The 21,984-nt window shown below is 72.7% G+C and carries 17 protein-coding genes and 1 tRNA gene; 8 read left to right on the forward strand and 10 right to left on the reverse strand.

Features of this window, described 5'->3' with window-relative positions; all coding sequences use genetic code 11:
- Nucleotides 1-45: 45 nt before the first annotated feature.
- Nucleotides 46-501, reverse strand: a complete 456-nt coding sequence (locus ACTMTJ_RS24295; RefSeq protein ID WP_441220018.1) for a GatB/YqeY domain-containing protein — start codon at nt 499-501, stop codon at nt 46-48.
- Nucleotides 502-526: 25 nt separating this feature from the next.
- Between ACTMTJ_RS24295 and ACTMTJ_RS24300 the strand changes: the two genes are divergently transcribed.
- On the forward strand, nt 527-1,429 hold the full coding sequence (locus tag ACTMTJ_RS24300; RefSeq protein WP_441220019.1) for a metallophosphoesterase: 903 nt from the start codon (nt 527-529) through the stop codon (nt 1,427-1,429).
- A gap of 57 nt (nt 1,430-1,486) precedes the next feature.
- Nucleotides 1,487-1,560: transfer RNA gene (locus ACTMTJ_RS24305), tRNA-Pro, on the forward strand.
- A 756-nt stretch (nt 1,561-2,316) separates the two neighbouring features.
- Here the strand turns inward: ACTMTJ_RS24305 and ACTMTJ_RS24310 are convergent.
- The 7 genes from ACTMTJ_RS24310 to ACTMTJ_RS24340 all read right to left on the reverse strand — a co-directional run bounded on the left by ACTMTJ_RS24310 (nt 2,317) and on the right by ACTMTJ_RS24340 (nt 10,882).
- A complete protein-coding gene (locus ACTMTJ_RS24310) occupies nt 2,317-3,465 on the reverse strand; it encodes an acyl-CoA dehydrogenase family protein (protein WP_441220020.1) in 1,149 nt (382 codons plus the stop codon).
- A gap of 5 nt (nt 3,466-3,470) precedes the next feature.
- A complete protein-coding gene (locus tag ACTMTJ_RS24315; protein WP_441220021.1) occupies nt 3,471-5,492 on the reverse strand; it encodes an ATP-binding protein in 2,022 nt (673 codons plus the stop codon).
- Between the two features lie 7 nt (nt 5,493-5,499).
- The gene (locus ACTMTJ_RS24320) at nt 5,500-7,095 is read right to left on the reverse strand and encodes an acyl-CoA carboxylase subunit beta (RefSeq protein WP_441220022.1); all 1,596 of its coding nucleotides are present in this window, start codon (nt 7,093-7,095) and stop codon (nt 5,500-5,502) included.
- 3 nt (nt 7,096-7,098) lie between these two features.
- Nucleotides 7,099-8,724, reverse strand: a complete 1,626-nt coding sequence (locus ACTMTJ_RS24325; RefSeq protein WP_441220023.1) for an acyclic terpene utilization AtuA family protein — start codon at nt 8,722-8,724, stop codon at nt 7,099-7,101.
- A complete protein-coding gene (locus ACTMTJ_RS24330; RefSeq protein WP_441220024.1) occupies nt 8,721-9,512 on the reverse strand; it encodes a TIGR03084 family metal-binding protein in 792 nt (263 codons plus the stop codon). The genes ACTMTJ_RS24325 and ACTMTJ_RS24330 overlap by 4 nt, the downstream gene beginning before the upstream one ends.
- A gap of 13 nt (nt 9,513-9,525) precedes the next feature.
- Nucleotides 9,526-10,104: a TetR/AcrR family transcriptional regulator gene (locus ACTMTJ_RS24335; RefSeq protein WP_441220214.1), complete on the reverse strand. Its 579-nt coding sequence runs from the start codon at nt 10,102-10,104 to the stop codon at nt 9,526-9,528.
- 100 nt (nt 10,105-10,204) lie between these two features.
- Entirely contained in the window at nt 10,205-10,882 is a 678-nt protein-coding gene (locus ACTMTJ_RS24340; protein WP_173057568.1) for a Crp/Fnr family transcriptional regulator, read from the reverse strand.
- Between the two features lie 142 nt (nt 10,883-11,024).
- Here ACTMTJ_RS24340 and ACTMTJ_RS24345 point away from each other — a divergent pair, with 142 nt between their 5' ends.
- From ACTMTJ_RS24345 to ACTMTJ_RS24370, 6 genes are all read left to right on the forward strand, one after another.
- Nucleotides 11,025-11,690: an adenosylcobinamide amidohydrolase gene (locus ACTMTJ_RS24345; RefSeq protein WP_441220025.1), complete on the forward strand. Its 666-nt coding sequence runs from the start codon at nt 11,025-11,027 to the stop codon at nt 11,688-11,690.
- 39 nt (nt 11,691-11,729) lie between these two features.
- Nucleotides 11,730-12,899: a CapA family protein gene (locus ACTMTJ_RS24350; protein WP_441220026.1), complete on the forward strand. Its 1,170-nt coding sequence runs from the start codon at nt 11,730-11,732 to the stop codon at nt 12,897-12,899.
- 30 nt (nt 12,900-12,929) lie between these two features.
- A complete protein-coding gene (nth, locus tag ACTMTJ_RS24355) occupies nt 12,930-13,706 on the forward strand; it encodes an endonuclease III (protein WP_441220027.1) in 777 nt (258 codons plus the stop codon).
- On the forward strand, nt 13,703-14,290 hold the full coding sequence (locus ACTMTJ_RS24360; protein ID WP_441220028.1) for a TlpA family protein disulfide reductase: 588 nt from the start codon (nt 13,703-13,705) through the stop codon (nt 14,288-14,290). The genes nth and ACTMTJ_RS24360 overlap by 4 nt, the downstream gene beginning before the upstream one ends.
- Complete coding sequence (locus tag ACTMTJ_RS24365) at nt 14,287-15,018, forward strand: NUDIX hydrolase (RefSeq protein ID WP_441220029.1); 732 nt, start codon at nt 14,287-14,289, stop codon at nt 15,016-15,018. The genes ACTMTJ_RS24360 and ACTMTJ_RS24365 overlap by 4 nt, the downstream gene beginning before the upstream one ends.
- A 136-nt stretch (nt 15,019-15,154) precedes the next feature.
- Nucleotides 15,155-16,333 carry a MarP family serine protease gene (locus ACTMTJ_RS24370; RefSeq protein ID WP_441220030.1) on the forward strand — a complete coding sequence of 393 codons (1,179 nt, stop codon included), beginning with the start codon at nt 15,155-15,157 and terminating at the stop codon, nt 16,331-16,333.
- A 226-nt stretch (nt 16,334-16,559) separates the two neighbouring features.
- Here ACTMTJ_RS24370 and mycP read toward each other — a convergent pair whose 3' ends face one another.
- A complete protein-coding gene (gene mycP / locus ACTMTJ_RS24375) occupies nt 16,560-17,927 on the reverse strand; it encodes a type VII secretion-associated serine protease mycosin (RefSeq protein ID WP_441220031.1) in 1,368 nt (455 codons plus the stop codon).
- A gap of 144 nt (nt 17,928-18,071) precedes the next feature.
- A complete protein-coding gene (eccCb, locus tag ACTMTJ_RS24380; RefSeq protein WP_441220032.1) occupies nt 18,072-21,935 on the reverse strand; it encodes a type VII secretion protein EccCb in 3,864 nt (1,287 codons plus the stop codon).
- Between the last annotated feature and the right edge of the window lie 49 nt (nt 21,936-21,984).

Below are 21,984 nucleotides of genomic sequence, written 5' to 3' on the forward strand. Positions count from 1 at the left end.
AGCGGGCGCCTCGCGGGGCGCCCGCTCTTCTGTCCGCGGGGACCGTCAGCCAGCCAGCTGGCGGCGTACCTCGGCGGCCACCCGACCGCCCTCGGCCCGACCGGCCACCGCGGCCTGTGCCGCCTTCATGGCCGGGCCCATCTGCCCCATCCCGCTGAACCCGCCGGCGGAGAGCGCCCCCGAGACAAGCTCGGCCAGCTCCTCGTCGCCGAGCTGCTTGGGCAGGTAGCGCGCCAGCACGTCGCCCTCCGCGGTCTCCTTCGCGGCCTGCTCGGCGCGCCCGGCGTCGGCGAACGCGACGGCGGCCTCGCGGCGCTTCTTCGCCTCCTTGACGAGCACCGCGAGCACCTCCTCGTCGGACAGCTCGCGCTTGCTGTCGCCCGCGACCTCGGCGTTGCCGACGGCGGCCAGCGCCATCCGGAGGGTGGACGTGGTGACCTCGTCACGCGCCTTGAGCGCGGAGCGCATGTCAGCCGTGAGGGTGTCCTTGAGCGTGCCCATGGTGGGTCAAACTACCCTGGGCGGCATGCGGAAGCGCACATTGCTCGGTCTCGCCGCGGGCACGGCCGCCGCCGGCGCCGCCACGCTGGCATACGCCTCGCTCATTGAGCGAAACATGTTCACCCTCCGGCGGTACGACGTGCCGGTGCTCGCGCTCGACGCCGAGCCGCTGCGCGTCCTGCACCTGTCCGACTTGCACATGATGCCCGGCCAGCGGCGCAAGCAGGAGTGGGTGGCCGCCCTCGCCGGCACCGACCCCGACCTGGTCATCGTCACCGGCGACAACATGGCCCACCCCGACGCCGTGCCGGGCGTGCTCAACGCGCTCCAGCCGCTGCTCGACTACCCGGGCGCCTTCGTCTTCGGCTCGAACGACTACACCGGCCCCGTGCTGAAAAACCCGTTCGGATACTTCGCGACGCACGAACGCACGTCCGACCGCCGCCACGGCGCCGAGCTCCCCGCCGCCGAGCTGCGCGAGCTCCTGGCCGGCTCCGGCTGGGCCAACCTCAACAACGCCCGCACCACGCTCAAGGCCGGCGGCCGCCTGATCGAGCTCGTCGGCGTGGACGACCCCCACATCGAACGCGACGACTACGCCTCTGTCGCCGGCGGCGCCTCGGCCGACGTCGACGTGCGGCTGGGCCTGACCCACTCGCCCGAGCCCTACATCCTGGACGCCATGGCCGCCGACGGCTTCGACCTCCTACTGGCCGGCCACACCCACGGCGGCCAGGTCCGCGTCCCGTTCGTGGGCGCGCTGGTCACCAACTGCGACCTGCCCCGCTCGATGGCGAGGGGCCTCTTCCGCTGGCCCGGCTCCGAGGCCTGGCTCCACGTCTCCGCGGGCCTGGGCACCCACCCCACGGCCCCGGTCCGCTTCGCCTGCCCACCCGAGGCGTCGCTGCTGACCTTGATCCCCCGCTGACCCGATACCAAGTTTGAGCGGCTGTGGCCGTGGGCTACTATTACGCGGGCACTGCCTCGGGGTGTGGCGCAGCTTGGTAGCGCGCTTCGTTCGGGACGAAGAGGTCGTCGGTTCAAATCCGGCCACCCCGACAGAGAAACAGCAGGTCAAGGCTAGTCTCCAGCATCGGAGACTAGCCTTGTTTCGTTCTCCCAGATCAGTTGGAAGAATCTGGAAGGCGACCTCTAACGTCTTGTGCATGCAGCCCAAGCGGGTCAGGCCAGACGCGAGCGGCACCCAGCAGGCATCGGCACGGCCGGTCGGTTTGCGGCCTCGCACCGGTACCCCCGGCCCCCGTCTGGCCCGCTTCCGTGACCGGCGGGTCGGACGGCGGGATGGATAGCTCCGAGGACAGCAATGGGGGACCTCCCCAGATGGGGAGACCCCCCTGACTTGCCGGTCAGTGTGATCGAATCCGCTGTTTCCGCTGGTACTTAGGCCGGCGAGGACGGCGCCGCCGCTGGCTATCGCTGGCCCAGACTACCCAGATCAACATGCCAATGGTTCCCGCAGCGATAAAGGCGTTACCGGCTGGAGGATAGATCAACACGGCTGCCACAACAACGACAACCGAGATGATCACTACGATCACGGCTGTTCTTTTGTTCAGCATCTCCGCGTTCCCCGCTTTCGCTAGGAACGCTTGGCAGGAGTGCGGGCGCCGCCCGAGAGAGGCGCCTGGCTGCAAGTGTACACTCGCGGATGCAGGGACCTGTCCCAGGATGCAAGTGCATCAGATGGCGCAAATCCGGACCGCAAGTTCGCTTTGCAATTTGCGTAGATGGCGACCCGCATGCACTCAGACGAATAGGAGCGAACGGTGCCAAGGCGCGTCCTGAGAATGTGGGCTAGTACGACTTTGGCTGGTCGAGTACGTGTTGGGCGACGAAGTTGAGGATCATCTCGCGGCTGACCGGGGCGATCCGGCCGGCGCGGACCGCGCCCAGCAGGGTCGCCACGCCGTAGTCGGTTGTCATGCCGTTGCCGCCGTGTACCTGGATGGCGGTGTCGACGGCGAGCGCGGCGGCGTCGGCGGCGGCGTATTTGGCCATGTTGGCGGCGACGCCGGCTTCCACGTCGCGGCCGGCGTCGTAGAGGGCGGCCGCCTTGGCGATCATCAGGCGGGCGAGTTCGACCTGCACCGCCGCGTGGGCGAGTGGGTGCGACACGCCCTGGTGCGCGCCGATCGGGCGGCCCCACACCTGGCGGGTGGCCGTGTAGGTGGAGGCGCGGGCCAGGGCGTAGCGGGCGGTGCCGGCGGCCATCGCGGCGACCGTGATGCGCTCGGGGTTGAGGCCGGAGAAGAGGGCGGGTAGGCCGGCCTCCACGCCGCCGATCAGGGCGTCGGCCGGCACGCGTACCTCATCGAGGTAGAGCAGCCACTGGTTTTCCGGCGACACGATCTCCATCTCCAGCTTGCTGGCCTGGAGACCGGGAGAGGAAGTGGGGACGAGGAAGAGTGCGGGCTCCAAGCGGTCGCCGGTCGATACGCGGGCGACCACCAACACGTAGGCGGCCTCGTCTACGCCCGAGATGAAGCACTTTCGGCCGGAGATCAGCCAGTCGTCGCCGTCGCGGCGGGCGGTCGTGGCCAGGCGGTGGGCGTTGGAGCCGGCGTCCGGTTCGGTGATCGCGAAGGCGACCTTGAGCGAGCCGTCCGCGAAGCCGGGCAGGTATGCCGACCGCTGGTCGGGCGTGCCGTGTTTGGCGATCACCGTGGCCGCGATCGCGGGTGAGACGACGAGCAGCAGGAGGGGACAGCCGGCCGCGGCCAGCTCCTCGCAGACGATGGCCAGCTCGGTGATGCCGCCGCCCCCGCCGCCGTACTCCTCGGGGACGTTGACGCCCAGGTAGCCGAGCTTGCCTGCCTCCGACCACAGCTCGGTGGTGTGCGCGCCGGACTTGGCCTTGGATACGAAGTACTCGTGTCCGTAGCGGCGGCCTAGCGCCGAGACCGCGTCGCGAAGGTCGGCCTGTTGAGGGGTGAGTTCGAACATGGCACCTACTCCGGGGTGAGGACCGCCAGCACCGCTCCGGTGTCGACTTGCGCGCCCGCGCTCACCGGGACCGAGGCGACGACGCCGGCGGCCGGGGCGTGTACGGGGTGTTCCAGCTTCATGGCCTCGAGCGTCATGAGCAGCTCGCCGGCGTCCACCCGCTGCCCGGGCGTGACCAGGACCCGGCTGACCGCGCCGGGCAGCGGGGCGACCAGTGAGCCCTCGGCGAGCTCCGACTCCGGCTCGGGGAAGCGGGGCAGCTCGGTGAGGGCGACCGAGCCCTCCGCACTGTCTACATAGGAGACGTTGCCGACGCGGTCGACGTCGAGGGAGAGGCGGATCCCGTTCACGTCGAGGATGACGCGGCCGGGCGCGGCGGAGACCAGGGCGACCGGCGGGTGGTCGTCGGTGACCGGCGGCTGGCCCAGGCCGGCGAGGTCGAGCTCTTCCGGGTCGACCGCGCGTACCCACCAGTTGGCCAGCTCACCGGCGCGGTCGAGCCGGTAGCCGACCTCGACCGGTCCGGCCGGTCCGTCGTACACGGTGGTCTGCGAGCCGGAGGGCACGTTGCGCCACCCGGACGGGAGCGAACGCAGCACCGCGGCCGACTCGCGCCGGGCGGCCGACTCGGCGAGCGCGGCGGCCAGGCAGGAGACCCGGACCGCGTCCACAGAGGACAGCAGCGGGGCGAATACCTCCTGGTGCCGGTCGAGGAAGCCGGTGTCGATGTCGCCGGACTGGAACGTCGGGTGGCGCAACACCCGCACCAGCAGGTCGCGGTTGGTCACGACGCCGTGGATGCGGGAGCGGGTGAGCGCCGAGGCGAGGAGGCGGGCGGCCTCGTGGCGGGTGGGTGCCCAGGCGATGAGCTTGGCCAGCATCGAGTCGTAGTGGACGCCGATGACCGAGCCGTCCCGCACCCCGGAGTCGAGCCGCAGCCCCGGCTGCACGAGCGGGCGGAACTCGGCCGCCACCTCGGGCACGCGCAGGCGGTGGAGGGTACCGGTGGAGGGGAGCCAGGCGTAGGCCGGGTCTTCGGCGCAGAGCCGCACCTCGATCGCGTGGCCACGGATCGGGGCGGCGCCGGCCATCGGCAGCGGCAGGCCTTCGGCGACGAGCAGCTGGAGCTGCACGAGGTCGAAGCCGGAAACGCACTCGGTGACCGCGTGCTCGACCTGGAGCCGCGTGTTCATCTCCAGGAAGTAGAACTCGCCGGTGGGCGCCAGCAGGAACTCGACGGTGCCGGCGCCGACGTATCCGACGGCACGGGCCGCCGAGATCGCCGCGGCGCACAGCTCCTCGCGCATCGCGGGCGTGACGGCCGGCGAGGGCGTCTCCTCGATGATCTTCTGGTGCCGCCGCTGGATCGAGCACTCCCGCTCGCCGAACGGCACCACGTTGCCGTGCGTATCGGCGAAGATCTGCACCTCGACGTGGCGGGACCTGTCGACGTACCGCTCCAGGAAGACTGTGCCGTCGCCGAACGCGCTGGCCGCCTCGCGCCGCGCCGAGGCGACCGCCTCGCCGAGCGACTCGGCGTCACGCACGATCCGCATGCCGCGGCCGCCACCGCCCGCGGAGGCCTTGACCAGCACGGGAAACTCGGTGACCTCGTCCGGGTCGAGGTAGGTGGGAAGCATCGGCACGCCGGCGTCGGCCAGCAGCGTCTTGGCCTCGATCTTCGAGCCCATCATCTTGATGACCTTGGAGGGCGGACCCACCCAGGTCAGGCCCGCGTCGGCCACGGCCGCCGCGAACTCCGCATTCTCCGCGAGAAACCCATAACCCGGGTGTACCGCGTCCGCGCCGGTCTTGCGCGCCGCCGCGACGAGCAGGTCTCCCCGCAGATACGTGGCGGTGGGCGCGTTGCCGGGCAGGTGCACCGCGTAGTCCGCCTCGGCCACGTGCGGCGAGTCGGCGTCGCCGTCGGAGTAGACGGCCACCGTCTCGATCCCGATCAGGCGGCAGGTGGCGAAGACGCGCCGCGCGATCTCGCCCCGGTTGGCGACCAACAGTCGTCGAATCACGGCCACCTCACATCCGGAAGACGCCGAAGGCCTCGGCGCCCTTGATCGGTCCACTGTGGATCGCGGAGAGGCACAGCCCCAGCACGGTCCGGGTGTCGCGCGGGTCGATCACGCCGTCGTCGTACAGCCGGCCGGAGAGGAACAGCGCGGCCGACTCCGACTCGATCTGGCGTTCGGCCATCGTGCGCATGGCCTTGTCGGAGTCTTCGTCGTACGGCTGACCCTTGGCCTCGGCCGCCTGCCGCGCCACGATCGACAGCACCCCGGCGAGCTGGGCCGGTCCCATCACCGCGGACTTCGCGTTGGGCCAGCTGAACAGGAAGCGCGGATCGTAGGCCCGGCCGCACATACCGTAGTTTCCGGCGCCGTACGAAGCGCCGAGGTTGACGGTCACGTGCGGGACGGTCGAGTTGGCCACCGCGTTGATCATCAGCGCGCCGTGCTTGATGATGCCCCGCTGCTCGTACTCGGTGCCGACCATGTAGCCGGTCGTGTTTTGCAGGAAGAGCAGCGGCGTGTCGGAGGCGTTGGCGAGCTGGATGAACTGGGCCGCCTTCTGCGCCTCGTCGGAGAAGAGCACGCCGCGCGCGTTGGCGAGCACGCCGACGGGATAGCCGTGCAGGTCGCCCCAGCCGGTGACGAGCGCGGTGCCGTACGCCGGCTTGAACTCGTCGAACTCGCTGCCGTCGAGCACCCGGGCCAGCACCTCGCGCGGGTCGAACGGCACCTTGAGGTCGGCGCTGGGCACCGCGAGCAGGTCGTCGAGGTCGTACTTCGGCGGCGCGGCGATCCGCGGGGCCGGGCCGGCTTTGCGCCAGTTCAGCCGCCGTACGCACTGGCGGGCCAGCCGGATGCCGTCGCGCTCGTCCTCGGCGATGTAGTCGGCCAGACCCGAGCGGGAGGCGTGCATCGCGGCGCCGCCGAGCGACTCGTCGTCGGTGATCTCACCGGTGGCCATGCGCACGAGCGGCGGGCCGGCCAGGAAGACCTTGGCCTGGTTGCGCACCATGATCGTGTAGTCGGACATGCCGGGCACGTACGCGCCGCCGGCCGTCGCGTTGCCGAACACCACGCTCAGCGTCGGGATGCGCGCCGCGGAGAGGCGGGTCAGGTCGCGAAACACCTGCCCGCCCGGGATGAAGATCTCCGCCTGGCTGGGCAGGTCGGCGCCGCCCGACTCGACGAGGTTGACCATCGGGAGGCGGTTGGCCAGCGCGATCTCGCCGGCCCGGCGGGTCTTCTTCAGCGTGTACGGGTTGACCGCGCCGCCGCGCACCGTCGGGTCGTTCGCGATGATCACGCACTCGACGCCTTCGACCACGCCGATGCCGGTCACCACGCTCGCGCCGACCGGGAAGTCGGTGCCCCACGCGGCCACCGGTGACAGCTCCAGGAAGGGTGCGTCCTGGTCGAGCAGCAGCTCGATCCGCTCGCGGGGGAGCAGCTTGCCGCGCGCGTGGTGGCGGGTCACGTACTTTTCGCCGCCGCCACCCCGCGCGGCGTCGAGCGCGGTGTCGAGCTCCGCGAGCCGCTCCAGCATCGCGCTGCGATTTTCCAAGTACGACGGGTTGCGCGGGTCGATGGCGGTGTCCAGGACGGCCATGGCTCAGACCCCCATCTGTCTCGCGATGTCGTTACTGCCTTCCGTCGTAACGAGTGGCTCACCCGCTGCGACACGGATCCGGGCCCGCAACCGTTCTCCCAGCGCTTTCCCTTGTGGATCAAGGGGATCCCGGCGCGCGAGGAGGCTGCGGATCACAAAGTTGACTGCCCACAAATTACGCATTTCGTATCGCTCGATGGGATGCCCCGCTGCTTCGGGCAGGAGCTCCGCGAGCTTCTCGCTGGTCAGCCACCCTATGAGCGCCGGATAGTCCTCGGCGTGGCGGGCCCAGACCCCGATGTTGGCGTCGGCCCCCTTGTCGCCCGACCGCGTGCCCAGCGGCCCGCGCGGTGGATCGGTGAGGTCGTGTACGCGCCCCGTCTCCTTGATCAACTCCCGAGTGTTCGCGGGCGGAGGAATCTCCACGCGGGTGCCGTCGGGGTGGATCGCCCAATGAGGAGCCTGCGGAGTCTCCGCGGCGGAGAAGACCGTGTTGGGGGTGCCGTCGGACGGTGGCGACGTCAGGGTGCAACCCGGGTAGGAGGCCAGGGCGAGCTCTACCGCGGCGCTGGAGAACGCGCGGCCGGCCCGCTTCGGGTCGGCGTCGTGGATCGCCGCGTGCAGGAGGTCGCCGGTTCGGGTGAACGTCAGACCTTCCTTGCCGACCGCGTCTTCGAGCTGGGTGCGGACCAGGGCGGCCTTGGCGTCGAGGTCGAGGCCGGTGAGCACGAACGTCATCGCGTTGCGGTGGCCGTCGACGCTGGCCACGCCGACCTTGAGGGTGGGCGGTGGCGGCGTGCCGCGGGTCCCGGTGACCCGCACCCGGTCCCGGCCCTCCTGTGCGAGCCGGACGGTGTCGAGGTGCGTCACCACGTCCGGGCCCGCGTAGGCCGGTGCGCCGATCTCGTACAGGAGCTGGGCGGTGACCGTCTCCACCGTGACCGCGCCGCCGGTGCCGGGGTGCTTGGTGATCACGGACGAGCCGTCGGCGTGCACCTCGGCGATCGGGAAGCCCGGCCGGCGCCCGCCGTCGGGCAACTCGGTGAAGAACGCGAAGTTGCCACCGGTCGCCTGCGCGCCGCACTCCAGCACGTGCCCGGCGACCGTCGCGCCGGCGAGCGCGTCGAGGTCGTCGCGGGTCCAGCCGAAGTGGGCGATCGCCGGCCCCACCACCAGCGAGGCGTCGGTGACCCGGCCGGTGACCACGACGTCGGCGCCCGCGTCGAGGCAGGAGGCGATGCCGAACGCGCCGAGGTACGCGTTTGCCGCGAGCGCACCGGGATGGTCGAGCGCGTCGCCCTCGGTGTACCCGATGGTGGTGGAGAGGCCGAGCCGGGCGGCGAGGGACCGGAGCGCGGTGGCCAGCCCCGCGGGGTTGAGCCCGCCGGCGTTGGTCACGATGCGCACGCCCCGTTCGGCGGCCAGGCCGAGGCACTCCTCCATCTGACGCAGAAACGTGCGCGCGTAGCCGAGCGCGGGGTCCTTGAGCCGGTCGCGGCCGAGGATCAGCATGGTCAGCTCGGCCAGGTAGTCGCCGGTGAGCACGTCGAGCGGGCCGCCCTCGAGCATCTCCCGCCAGGCGGAGAAACGGTCGCCGTAGAAGCCCGAGGCGTTGCCGATGCGGATCATGATCGGGCGCCGGTGGGCTCGCGACCGGTGCCGGGCGGGCCGGCGAACGCCTGCGCGATGTCCAGCCACTCGTCGGCCACCGGCCCGGTCGCGACGAGTGCCAGGTCGGCCCGGTGTCGCCGCTGCGTGACGAGCAGGCAGAAGTCGAGCGCCGGCCCGACCACCCGGTCGGTCGCCTCCGGTGGCCCGAACTCCCACACGCCCGAAGGCCCGACCAGCTCGACCCGGACCGGCACCGCCGGCGCCTCCCGGCCGTGCACCCGGAAGCTGTGTTCAAGGGTACGGAAGCCGAGGTACGCGATGTGCCGAAGCCGCTCGGTCGGCGGTCGGCGGTGGCCGAGCGTGTCCGCGACGTCCTGGCCGTGCGCCCAGGTCTCCATGATCCGCGCGGTCGCCATGGAGGCGCGCGACATCGACGTGCCGTACCAGGGGAGCTTGGCGGTGGGCGGCGCGGCGGCGAGCGCGTCGGCGAGGGCCGCGCGCCCGGTCCGCCACCGGTCGAGCAGCTCGGCCGGCGGGGCGAGGAAGCTCTCAGTGCCGCGGTCGACGAAGTGCTCCGGATCCTGGAACGCGGTGTTGTTGAGCACCGCCCAGAACGCGTCGCGATCCGCGGCGGCAAGTTTCGCCATGTGGTCGGTCCAGGCGAGGTGGGCGATCTGATGGGCGATCGTCCAGCCGTCGGCCGGGGTCAGCCGCGTCCAGTGCGCCTCCGGGAGCGGACCGACCCGGGCGTCGAGATCGGCCGACTCGTCGGCGAGGTCGACGAGGAGTCCGGCGAGGATGGACATGCGTGCCTCCGCGTCACAGAAGGGTGGCCAGCTGCCGCTTCCAGGCGGCGAGCAGCGCGGTGCGCCGCGCGGTGTCGTCGGAGAGCAGGTTTGCCACGCCGAGGCCGCGGAGCAGGTCGAGGGTGGCCTGCACGGCCTCGCGCACGCCGGGTGTGCGCTCGTCGGCGCCGACCAGCTCGACGGTCAGCCGGTGCATCTCCCGGCCGACCCGCGCCTCCAGTGGGACGAGCGCCGCGCGCAGCTCGGGGTCGGTGCGGGCGGCGATCCACACCTCGAGCGCGGCCACGTAGAGCGGTCCGGTGAACGCGGCGGCCAGCATGTCGACCACCCCGTCGAGCCGCTGCGGACCAGGTGGGAGGGCGGCCGCCTCGGTGCGGATCTCCTCGGCGCGGCGCTCGGCAAGGTGTTCGACGGCGGCCATCACCAGCGACGCCTTGGTCGGGTAGTGGTGCAGCTGCGCGCCCCGCGAGACGCCCGCCATCGCGGCCACGACCGTGGTGGTGGTGCCGGACCAGCCCCGCTCGACGAGACAGTCGACGGTGGCTTCGAGAAGGCGGGCCTGGGTGGCGCGACTGCGCTCCTGCTGCGGCATGCGTACCGGCACACCCACAGCCTGCCCGGTACCAAACAAACAGTCAAGCCTGCTTGTTTTGGCTCCGCTTACCCCATGCGAGGAGGCTCGGGGGCCGTACCTACACGCGGGCCCGGCGGGCCAGGCGCTCCGGGTCGAGGATGATCACGCTCTTGCCGTCGAGCCGCAGCCAGCCACGGGAGGCGAAGTCGGCCAGCGCCTTGTTGACCGTCTCGCGAGAGGCGCCGACGAGCTGGGCCAGCTCCTCCTGGGTGAGGTCGTGCGTCACGCGCAGCACGCCGCCGTCGCGGGTGCCGAAGCGGCCGGCCATCTGGAGCAGGTTTTTCGCCACGCGACCGGGGACGTCCGTGAAGATCAGGTCGGCCAGCGCGTCGTTGGTCCGGCGCAGCCTCCTCGCCAGCACCCGCAGCAGCTGCTCGGCGATCTCGGGCCGGTTGTTGAGCCAGGGGCGCAGCGCCTGCTTGCGCAGCCGGGCCAGGCGGGTGTCGGTCACCGCCGTCGCCGTGGCCGTGCGCGGGCCGGGGTCGAAGAGGGACAGCTCGCCGAGCATGTCGGACGGACCCATGACGGAGATGAGGTTTTGCCGACCATCGGCGGCGCGCCGACCGAGCTTGATCTTGCCGGACAGCACGATGTAGAGGCTGTCGCCGGGCTCGCCCTCGTTGAACACGACCTCGCCCTTGCGGGTCTCGATCGTCTCCATCTCCTTGGCGAGCGCTTCCGCCGCCTCGGGGTCGACACCCTGGAAGATCCCGCTGCGGGCCAACACCTCATCCATCGCCGCACCTCCGCCTGCGCATACTCACACCCGCCAGCGGCCTCGCCAGCGTGTCGACGCGCGCAGTAAGTCTAGGCGCACCAGGGCGGGGATCGGGCGTGCACCCCCGGAAACTTGATCGGCGAGCCGTAGAGTGCGATGGATGTCCGCCGAGCCGACGCTGACCGCCCGCCGCGAGGACGGGCTGGACATTCCCCTGCTGGTGTGGCGGCTGGCCGTGCCGCTGCTCGCGATCTCGTCCGCCCCGCTCGGCGGCGGGATCGGCGTGCGTCACTGGATCGTCAACGCGACGGTGCCGATGTCGTACCGCCGGGACGACCCGGACGTCCACCTGACCGAGCTCGCCGCGCGGGAGCGCCTCGGCGGCCCCGGCGTCGGGCTGCTCACCGGCGTGGACGTGGCCGAGGTCGTCTCCGCCGAAGAGGGTGGCGTGCGGGTGTGGGCCACGGTCGGGCTCGGCGACCCGATCTGGGCGGCCGCCCCGCCCGCCGCGGCGGCGTCCGGGCCGGGCACCGTCAACATCGTCGTGTGCCTGCCCGTCCGCCTCTCGCCCGCCGCACTCGTCAACGCCGTCGCCACGGCCACCGAGGCGAAGGCGCAGGCACTGTGGGACCTCGGCCTGCCCGCCACGGGCACCTCGACCGACGCGGTCTCGGTCCTCTGCCCGCCGGACGGTCCGGAGGCGGCCTACGGCGGCCCGCGCTCGGAGTGGGGCGCGCCGCTGGCCCGAGCCGTCCACACGGCGGTACGTGCCGGCGGCGGCACCGGCCGGGGGTCCGGAATGCCCTGGTCAGACCGGCTTCGGTAGGTCGTCCGGCTGGCGCGGGGAGGGTATGGTCGCGGGGCGATGCCCCCTCGAAAGCGAACTCCCGCGAGCGGCCGACTGTGGCCGCTCGTCGTCGTGCTCGCGATGGGGGCGCTGTTGCTCGGCGGCGGGGTGCTCGCGCTCGTCGTGACCGGCGACTCCACGCCCGCCCCGCAGTGGCGGGACAGCGCGCTCGCCGAGCCTTCCGGCCGGGCGGCGGCGCCCCGCGGCGAGGGTCCGCCCCGCACCATCTCGATGTCCGCGACCGGCGACATCATCATGGGCAACGCGCCCGGAAGGCTCCCGCCCAACGGCGGCAAGGGCTTCTTCGCGGCAGTGCGCGGGGCGCTCAAGGCCGACCTCGTGATGGGCAACCTCGAGGAGCCGATCACCGAAGACACCGGCGCCGGCAAGTGCGGTCCGACGTCCAACAAGTGCTTCCAGTACCGGGTGCCGCCGGCGTACGCCGGGCACCTGAAGGAGGCCGGGTTCGAGCTGCTCAACCAGGCCAACAACCACGGTCACGACTACGGGCCGGCCGGCTTCCGCAACACCCAGCGGGCGCTGGAGGAGCACGGGCTGGAGCACACCGGCGCGCCCGACGAGATCACCGTGATGGACGTCGAGGGCGTGCGGGTGGGCGTGGCCGGCTTCTCCTCGTATCCGTGGTCCAACCCGCTGGTCGACGTGGAGGCGGCGGCCGAGGTGGTGAAGAAGGCCGCGGGCCTGGCCGACATCGTGGTCGTGCAGGTCCACATGGGCGCCGAGGGTGCGGCCATGACCCACGTCAAGCCGGGCACCGAGATGTACCTGGGGGAAAACCGGGGCGACCCGATCAAGTTCGCCCGCGCCATGGTCGACGCCGGAGCCGACCTGATCGTGGGGCACGGGCCGCACGTGCTGCGGGCGATGGAGTTCTACAAGGGGCGCCTGATCGCGTACAGCCTGGGCAACTTCGCCGGCGGCGCGGGCACGCTCAACAAGACCGGCGTGCTGGGGCTGGGCGGGGTGCTCAAGGTCTCGCTCACCGCCAACGGCAGCTGGGGCGGCGGGCAGCTCATCTCGACCTACCTCGACTCCGGCGGCAAGCCCGCCATCGACAACGACCACCGCGGCGCGGTGGCGGTGGCCCGGCTGAGCGCGGCCGACTTCCCGGCCACCGGCGCGAGCGTGGACGGCACCGGAAAGATCACCCCGCACGGGGCGGCCTGAGCTGTCGGTGGGCGGGCGTAGGCTTCGCGCGTGGCCCGTGAAGAGAGTGACCTTTCGCGCAAGCGTCGCGCGCGCAAGATGGGGCGGATCCTGGAGGAGACCCACCCCGACGCACACTGCGAGCTCGACCACGAGACCCCGCTGGAGCTCGCCGTGGCGACGATCCTCTCCGCGCAGACCACCGACGTGCGGGTCAACGAGGTCACGCCCAAGCTCTTCGCGCGCTACCTCAACGCCGCCGACTACGCGGCGGCCAATCGGGCGGAGCTGGAGGAGCTGCTCAAGCCGACCGGCTTCTTCCGCAACAAGACCGACTCGGTGATGAAGCTCGGGCAGGCGCTGGTCGAGCGGCACGGCGGCGAGGTGCCCCGCACGCTCGACGAGCTCGTCAAGCTCCCCGGCATCGGGCGCAAGACGGCCAACGTCATCCTCGGCAATGCGTTCGACGTGCCCGGCATCACGGTCGACACGCATTTCCAGCGGCTCGTGCGGCGCTGGGAGTGGACCGCGGAGAGCGACCCGGTCAAGATCGAGCACGCGATCGGCGCGCTCTTCGACAAGCGCGACTGGACAATGCTCTCCCACCGCGTGATCTTCCACGGCCGGCGGGTCTGCCACGCCCGCAAGCCGGCCTGCGGCGCGTGCACGCTGGCCAAGCTCTGCCCGTCGTATGGGACGGGTCCGACCGAGGCGGTCGCCGCGGCCAAGCTGCTCAAGGGCCCGCGCGCCCGCGAGCTCGCCGTCGCGGCCGGCGTCGACCCGGAGCTGGTGCCCGCCCAGGCGATGGTGGCACCGGATACACCGTGAGGGGTTCTCTAAAAGCGGCAGCCCTGGCGCTCGTGCTGGCTGTCGCCGGATGTGGTGGGTCAGACGAGGCGCCGCCGACCCCCGAGCCGCCGCCCTTCGCCGACTGCGCCGCGCTGACCGTGCCTCCGCCGGCCGCCGTGCCGGTCACGCTCGCCGGTGAGGGTAAGGCGCTGCCCGAGGTGGCGTTGCCCTGCTTCACCGGTGGGCAGGATGTGACCGTGAGCGCGATCCGCGGCCCGGCGGTCGTCAACCTCTGGGGTTCGTGGTGTGGCCCGTGCCGGGAGGAGCTGCCCGCGTTCCAGCGCTTCGCCGAGCGGGCCGCCGGCAAGGTCACGGTCGTCGGGGTGGACACCCGCGACAGGCGTTCGGCGGCGAGCAGCCTGGCCACCGACCTCGGGGTCAAGTACCCCAACCTCTTCGACGAGGACGAGCGCCTCCGCGCTGAGCTCGGGATCACCGTCCTGCCGGCCACCCTCTTCGTCGACCGCGACGGCCGGCTGCGCCACCTCTACAACTCCAGCGCGCTCGACGACGCGACCCTCGCGACGCTGGCCGCGAAACACCTCGGGGTGACGCTGCCATGAGTAGCACCCCGAAAAAACGCTCCGCTTCGCTCCACGTTTCCCCGGCGGCCCCGCCCGAGCCCAACGGGGCGCCGGCGTGGCTGGAGCCGCTGCTCGACCGGCTCGGCACCGCCCGGGTCGAAGACTTCACCCGGCTGCCCACGCCGGAGGAGGGCGGCCGGGCCAGCGCCGTGCTCGTGCTCCTCGGTGAGCAGGATGGCGAGCCCGACGTGCTCATGCTCCAGCGGGCCGAGACGCTGCGCACCCACGCCGGCCAGCCGGCCTTCCCGGGCGGGGCGAGCGATCCCGACGACGTCGACGCCGCCGCGACCGCGCTGCGCGAGGCCGACGAGGAGGTGGGCCTGCGGCCGGAGAGCGTCACCGTGCTCGCCCAGCTCCCGCCGCTGTGGATCCCGGTCAGCGACTTCGTGGTGACGCCGGTGCTCGCCTGGTGGCACACCCCGCACGAGGTACACCCGCGCGAGCCGGCCGAGGTGGCGCGGGTGGCCCGCCTGCCGGTGGCCGAGCTCGTCGACCCGGACAACAGGCTCATGCTGCGGCACCCCAGCGGCTGGATGGGGCCGGCGTTCCAGGTGGGCGGGATGCTCGTCTGGGGGTTCACCGCGGGGGTGTTGTCGGCGCTGCTGGAGATGGGCGGCTGGGCCCGCCCGTGGCCGCGCGACCGGATCGCCGACCTGCCCGCGCCCGCGCCGCAGCCCACGCCGTCCGCCGGAGACGACGTCGGCTGAGCTGGCTGCGCACGCTGGGCGCCCCGGAGGGCCCTCGTCACTCGGGCCTTGCCGGCCCTGGGGCTGACCCCCGGGTTCGCGCCGCATTGGCCGCGAGTCGTGCTCAGCGTTGGCCGGGTCCCCGTACCCTTGACGGGTGTCCGCCATCGATGTCGCTCTTGTCCTACTTATGGTGTTGTTCGCGATCAGCGGATACCGACAGGGATTCGTGATTGGGGCACTGTCCTTCGCCGGTTTCTTCGGCGGCGCGCTGATCGGCCTACAGCTCGGCCCACTGGTGGCCCGGCAGTTCGCGGACGACGCCGTGCGCGTCGTCGTGTCGCTGATCGCCATCTTCGGACTCGCGGTGCTGGGACAGGCGCTGGCCGGCTGGCTGGGCACGCACCTGCGCCACGCCATCACCAGCCCCACCGGCCGCAAGCTCGACGACGCCGGCGGTGCGCTCGTGTCGGTGGTCGCGGTGCTGCTGGTCGCCTGGCTTGTGGCGGTGCCGCTCGGCTCGTCGTCGCTGCCTTGGCTGGCCAGCTCGGTGCGAAACAGCGCCCTCCTCGACGGCGTCAACAGGGTCATGCCGCAGCAGGCCCAGGCGCTCTCCGACGCCCTGCGAAACACGGTGGACACCCGTGGCTTCCCCGAGGTCTTCGGCAACCTGGCGCCCACCCGCGCCCGCGAGGTCGCCGCACCCGACCCCCGCCTGGCCAACTCGCGCGTGGTGGTCAACTCACGCCAGTCGGTGGTCAAGGTGCTCGGCTCGGCGCCGAGCTGCTCGCGGCGCATCGAGGGCTCCGGCTTCGTGTACGCCCCCGAACGCGTCATGACCAACGCCCACGTGGTCGCCGGCACAAGGTCGGTGACGATCGAGCTCGGCGACGAGCGGCTGGACGGCCGCGTCACGGTCTACGACCCCGACCGCGACCTCGCGGTGATCTACGTGCCCGGCCTGGACGCGCCGGTCATGCCGTTCGCGCCCCGCAAGGCCCCGACCAACGCGGACGCGATCGTGCTGGGCTTTCCGCTGGACGGGCCCTACAACGCCCAGTCCGCCCGGGTACGCGACGTCGGCGACATCACCGGCCCGGACATCTACAACGCCGGCGACGTGACCAGGGAGATCTACACGATCCGGGCGCTGGTCCGCAGCGGCAACTCGGGCGGCCCGCTTGTCGCGACCAACGGCCAGGTGCTGGGCGTCATCTTCGCGGCGGCGGCCGACGACCGAAACACCGGCTTCGCGGTGACCGCCCAGGAAGCCGCCCCGGTAGCGACGGCCGGCCAGAGCCGCACCCGCGCCACCACGACAGGCGACTGCACGTAAACCAGTTCCAAACAAGACGGAAGACTTGAGCTACCGCGACGTCCGTCGTGGCCCAGACCCATGCCACGCCCAAGAGGGCTGCCCTCTTGGGGGCTGGGCGCGCGGAGGTGGCAGCGGGGGTCGGGGGTTTCGGTGAGCGCCAGCTCGCCGCCGGCCGCCGCGGTCTCCGGCGGGAGCGGCGGTCCGTAAGTGACGCGGACCCGGGTAAATCTGTCAAAAGCGAGGGTCAGGAGCGGACGCGGCGGCGGAAGGTGATGGCCGCGGCGGCCGCGACCAGCGTCACCAGGATGCCGAAGGCAATCGCCCAGCCGCGCTTGGAGTGCTCGGGCTCGCTGGCGGGCTGGGCCTGCCAGTCGGTGTGTGCGCCCTGCGCGCGCCCACCGACCGGCTGGTCGGCGCTCGTCTCGCCGGTCGTCGTCGCCGCCACGCCGGGCGCCGCGCCGAAGCCGGCCACGCCGTGCGGGGCGTTGGTGTCGAGCGGGTTGCGCTCCACGGTGGACACCCCGACGGTGAGCGCCGCGACCGGGTCGACCAGGCCGTAGCCGTAGCGGTCGTCGCGGCCCACCGCACCGAGGTCGCTAGCGGTGGTGATCAGCCGGTTGACGACGGTGGCCGCGGACATCTGAGGCCACTTGGCCCGGACGAGCGCCGCCGTCGCGCTGACCAGCGGGGCCGCGAAGCTTGTGCCCTGCACCTTCCACGTGCCACCGGGGCGGGCGCCGACCAGGCCGGTCCCCGGGGCGGAGAGCACCGTGGCGGAGCCGGTGATCGAGCCGGACCAGAGGCCCTCGGTCTCGCGCTCCAGGCCGGTGACGGCCAGGACGCCGGGCTCGCGAGCCGGGTACCACACCTCGGTGGCCGGGCGGGTCTGCCCGGCCGCTGGCGCCGGGTCGGCCGAGTGGTTGCCCGTGCAGGCGACCACCACGACGTCGCGGGCGAAGGCGTAGTCGAGCGCGGCCGCGAGGGCGGGGCTTGTGCCGCTGCCGCCGAGCGACAGGTTGATGACCTGGGCGCCGTTGTCGACCGCCCAGCGCACGCCCTTTGCCACGATGAGTGCGTCGTCGTACCGGTTTTCCGCGTCGAGCACCCGCACCGGCAGGATCTTGGCGTGCGGGGCGAGGCCCTCCACACCGTCATCGTCGTCATTGCGGCCGGCGATCAGCCCGGCGACCGTGGTGCCGTGGCCCACCGGGTCGTTGCGCCCGTCGCCGCCGGAGACCAGGTCGATGCCGGGCAGCACCTGGCCGGTGAGGTCGGGGTGGCCGGCGTCCACACCGGAGTCGACCACCGCGACGGTCACGCCGTCACCGGTCGAGTGGCGCCACGCGTGGGTGGCCCGCAGCTCGCCGAGCTGCCACTGCTCTTCACGCACCTGGTCGCGCCGCACCACGGTCGTGGGGACGCCGCCGCCGGCACCGGAGGCCGTGGCCGGGATCGGCGCCTGGCCTTCCGCCACCGCCACCGCCGCCCCGGGGGCCGGGGATGCCGCCGCCGCGCCCGCCGGAGCGGGGGCGCCAGCCAGTGCCGCGACAGTCGCCAACGCCGCCCCGGCGAACCTCGGAGCGGCGCCTCGCTGATGGCGCGACAGGCTCATGGCAGTGTGGCCTCCAGTTGTGGACAACGAGCCAGCCGCCGCCGAGTCGCTGTCCCTCTTCCGGGCGCAGTCGTACGACGCAGGTTACCGCGTCGATGTGTCCACTGGGTCCACCCCGAAAAGATCTAAGGCTGACACAAAGGATCACGGAACGGTCGGTAGGTAGGCGAGCTGCACCAGCCGGACCCCCTCGCGGCGGGTAACCAGGCGGCCGCGGCCCGGCGGCAGCGGCTCCGGCCGCACGCCGCCGACCAGCGCACCCTCCTCTTTGTCGCCGGACATCACCAGACCGGGTGACGCAAGCTCGCGGAGCCGCTGGATCACCGGCTCGTAGAGCGCCCGGGACGCGCCGCCCGACCGGCGGGTCAGGACGAGATGCAGGCCGACGTCGCGCGCTTGGGGCAGGTGCTCGACGAGCGGCAGCAGCGGGTTGACCGGTGCGGCCGCGACGAGGTCGTAGTCGTCCACCAGCACGAACAGCTCCGGCCCGGTCCACCACGACCGGTCGCGCAGCTGCTGCGGCGTGACGTCCGGCCCGGGCAGGCGCCGCCGCATGTAGCCGTCGACCGACTCGATCAGCTGGCCGGTGGTGGCGGCCGTCGTGCCGTACCCGATCAGGTGATCGGAGTCGATCGCGCCGAGCAGGCTGCGCCGGTAGTCGACGAGGATCAGTCGGGCCTGCTCCGGCGCGAAGCGGCGGGTTATCGACGTGGCCAGCGCCCGCAGGAACGACGACTTGCCGCACTCCGCGTCGCCGAAGAGCAGCAGGTGCGGGTCGCTGCCGAAGTCCACATCGACCGGCCGCAGGTCGGCTTCGGCGATGCCGATCGGCAACCGGAGGCCGGCCCCGCTCGACAGGTCAAGGTCGTCGTACGGCAGGACCGGCGGCAGCAGTCGCACCCGGGGCGCGGGCGGCCCGGGCCAGCCGGCCGCGATGGCCCGCACCAGTGCGGCCGGGTCGCCGTCGAGCGCGGAGAGCGCCGGCAGTGCGGTGAGCAGGTGGCGCCCCTCGGCCGTGATGCCGCGTCCGGGCACCTTCTCCGGGACGGTCAGCGCGGCCCGCCGGGAGACGAGCGAGTCGGTCGGGTCGCCCAGCCGCAGCTCCACGCGGGAGCCGAAGAGGTCGCGGATCGGCGGCCGGAAGTCAATCCAGCGCGAGGCGGCGGCCACGACGTGTACCCCGTAGGAGAGCCCACGGGTGGCGATGTCGGTGACCATCGGCTCCAGGTCGTCGTAGTCGCCACGCAGGGTGGCCCACCCGTCCACCACCAGGAAGACGTGGCCGTCGACCGGCGCGCCCGACTCCCGCTGGGCGAGGAGGGCGGCGACGTCGCCGACCGTGCGCCGTACGGCCTCGGCGTCCAGCCGCCCGGCCACCCCACCCACGTGCGGCAGGTCGCGGAGCAGGGCGAGCGAGCCGCCGCCGAAGTCGAGGCAGTAGATCCGAACCTCGGTGGGCGAGTGGGTGAGCGCGAGGCCGCAGAGCAGCGTGCGGAGGACGGTCGACTTGCCGCTCTGCGGCCCGCCCACGACCGCGACGTGGCCGGCCGCGCCGTCGAGGGCCAGCCACAGCACGTCGCGGCGCTGCTCGAACGGATTGTCGATCACGGCGACCGGCACCTGGAGCGCGCCGCGCAGGTCGGGGTTGGCGACGGTGAGGCCGCGGGCCGGGTCGCTGCCGACCGAGCCGAGCAGCTCGTCGAGTGCGGGCGGGCGGGACAGCGGCGGCAGCCACACCCGGTGTGCCGGCGGCCCTTGCCCGGCCAGCCGCTCGACCAGCAGCTCCAGCAGGCTCGGGCCGCCCTCGGCGGGTGGCGTGGCCGGCGTCGGTGCCGGGACGTAGTGGGTGCCGTACGGCAGCACCCGGGGACGCCCGGCTCGCGCCGCCGGCAGCCGGTCGCCAGGGCGGCGGAACGGGCCGGAGACGTACGCCGCCTTGAACCGCACCAGCGGCTCGGTGCCCGCCTTCAGGAACCCGTGGCCGGGTGAGCGGGGCAGCTCGTACGCGTCCGGTACGCCCAGCACGGATCGCGATTCAAGGGACGAGAACGTGCGTAACCCGATCCGGTACGACAGGTGGGTGTCCAGCCCGCGCAGCCGCCCTTCCTCGAGCCGCTGCGAGGCGAGCAGCAGGTGTACGCCCAGCGAGCGGCCCAACCGTCCGATCTGGAGGAACAGGTCGATGAAGTCGGGCTTGGCGGCGAGCAGCTCGGCGAACTCGTCGCAGACGAGCAGCAGGTAAGGCAGCTTCCCGTACTCGCGGACGTTGGACACGCCCGCGCGCCGCAGCAGCTCCTGCCGGCGCACGATCTCGCCGTTGAGGGCGTCGGTCATGCGGTCGACCAGCGGCAGCTCGTCGGCGAGGTTGGTGATCACGGCGGCGGTGTGCGGCAGCCGGTCGAGCGCCGCGAACGTGGCCCCGCCCTTGTAGTCGACGAGCACGAAGTTGAGCTCTTCGGAGGAGTGCGTCGCGGCGAGCCCGAGCACGAGCGTGCGCAGCAGCTCGGACTTGCCCGATCCGGTAGCGCCGACGAGCAGCCCGTGCGGGCCCATGCCGTCCTGCGCCGACTCCTTCAGGTCGAGCTCGACCGGCCGGCCCGCGGGGGTGACGCCGATCGGCACGCGCAGGCGGTCGCGTGCGGCCCGGGGCTGGCTCAACCCGGACCTGGGCGCGGAGCGGCCAGCTCGGATTGAGCCGGCATCCGGGGCCGAAGCGAGCGGAGCGAGCCAGCCAGCAGAGCCCCGGGGTGGTGGCGGCGCGTCGAGGTCGCCGAGGCCGAGCAGCTCGGCCGGTGCCGGCTCGGCCGCGGCCGGCGGTTCCTCGGCGTCGGCGGGCGCCGCGAGGCGGTACGGCGCGAGCCGCCGGGCCACCGCCTCCGCCTCCACCGCCGTCAGCCCGTCGGCGTGCCCGATGCCGGCCGGGCCGTCGCCGGAGTCGACGAGCAGGTGCCCGTCCTCGCCAACCGACAGCACAAGCGTCGACGGATCGAGCAGGCGCGGCGGCGGATCGTCGAGGTCCAGAAAGGACACTCCGTCGATGCCGCCATCCTGGCTCCAGGAGGCGCCGTCGAGCACGACGACCACGTGCGGCCCTTCGCTCGCCGCGCCGCCGGCGAACCGCGGCCGGCTCCCCACCACGTCGCCCAGCAGCCGCTCCAGCTCCGGGCCCGAGCCGGCGACGAGCCGCACCGGGCCTAGCGCGTCGGTGCGCGTGGGGTGCTGGGCGTGCGGCAGCCATTTGACCCACTCCCATATGGCCCGCCGCTCCGGCCCGGCGCAGACCGCGATCCGCAGGTCGTCGGGCGCGTGGAAGACGGACAGCTGCATGACCATCGCGCGAACCAGCGCCGACGCGTCGCCGCGCAGGTGGATCCGGGCGAAGCCGCGCAGCGACAGCGCCACTGGCAGGTCGGGCACCACCGAGTACGCGTCGAGGAAGCGCCGCAGCGCGCCGGCGGTCATCGGTTCGAGGTCGTCGGGCGTGCGGGTGACCGGGGGCACCAGGGGGGTGGCCAGCGCCTGCGGGCCGGCGCCGACGCGTACCACCCCGAAGTCCGGGTCGGCAGGCCGCCGCTCCCACAGCCGATGACTGGCCACAGTGGACCACAGCCGCTCCGGCTCCGGGTGGCGGTAGGCGAGCCCGGCCCGCTGGCGCGCGACGGTCTCGCGGGCCCGGCGGCGGAGGCCGGCCAGATGGCGGAGGTAGTCGCGGCGGGCCGCCATCATCTCGGCCTTCTTCGGCCCGCCCGCGCCGCCCCAGGAGGCGAGCATCGCCAGTGAGGAGACGCCGAAGAGCGCGCCCACGACGTACGAGTACGGCCCGCCGCCCCGCCCCATCAGCATCGCCATCGCGACGCCGCCGCCGAGCATCGGCAGCACCACCATGAGCTGCTGCCAGCGGGCACCAGCCACCTGCGGGATCTCCGGCGGCGGCCCCACGTGCAACTCGCCGGAGGGGATCTCGGGTGCCGGCCTGCGGGCCGACCGTCGCAAGGGGACAGTCGCCACGATGGGTCACCTCCCAGACGCACATCGTAGGTAAACTCGCGCGGAATGG

The organism is Phytohabitans sp. LJ34 (genome assembly GCF_052068095.1).
In the GTDB taxonomy this organism is placed as follows: Bacteria; Actinomycetota; Actinomycetes; order Mycobacteriales; family Micromonosporaceae; genus Phytohabitans.

Bases quoted from the DNA above. Each gene is read 5' to 3' on its own strand.
- ACTMTJ_RS24345 (WP_441220025.1), top strand. From the start codon at position 11,025: ATGTCCGCCGAGCCGACGCTGACCGCCCGCCGCGAGGACGGGCTGGAC.
- ACTMTJ_RS24330 (WP_441220024.1), bottom strand. From the start codon at position 9,512: ATGTCCATCCTCGCCGGACTCCTCGTCGACCTCGCCGACGAGTCGGCC.
- ACTMTJ_RS24365 (WP_441220029.1), top strand. From the start codon at position 14,287: ATGAGTAGCACCCCGAAAAAACGCTCCGCTTCGCTCCACGTTTCCCCG.
- ACTMTJ_RS24340 (WP_173057568.1), bottom strand. From the start codon at position 10,882: ATGGATGAGGTGTTGGCCCGCAGCGGGATCTTCCAGGGTGTCGACCCC.
- ACTMTJ_RS24295 (WP_441220018.1), bottom strand. From the start codon at position 501: ATGGGCACGCTCAAGGACACCCTCACGGCTGACATGCGCTCCGCGCTC.
- ACTMTJ_RS24350 (WP_441220026.1), top strand. From the start codon at position 11,730: ATGCCCCCTCGAAAGCGAACTCCCGCGAGCGGCCGACTGTGGCCGCTC.
- ACTMTJ_RS24300 (WP_441220019.1), top strand. From the start codon at position 527: ATGCGGAAGCGCACATTGCTCGGTCTCGCCGCGGGCACGGCCGCCGCC.
- ACTMTJ_RS24335 (WP_441220214.1), bottom strand. From the start codon at position 10,104: ATGCCGCAGCAGGAGCGCAGTCGCGCCACCCAGGCCCGCCTTCTCGAA.
- ACTMTJ_RS24310 (WP_441220020.1), bottom strand. From the start codon at position 3,465: ATGTTCGAACTCACCCCTCAACAGGCCGACCTTCGCGACGCGGTCTCG.
- mycP (WP_441220031.1), bottom strand. From the start codon at position 17,927: ATGAGCCTGTCGCGCCATCAGCGAGGCGCCGCTCCGAGGTTCGCCGGG.
- ACTMTJ_RS24320 (WP_441220022.1), bottom strand. From the start codon at position 7,095: ATGGCCGTCCTGGACACCGCCATCGACCCGCGCAACCCGTCGTACTTG.
- ACTMTJ_RS24325 (WP_441220023.1), bottom strand. From the start codon at position 8,724: ATGATCCGCATCGGCAACGCCTCGGGCTTCTACGGCGACCGTTTCTCC.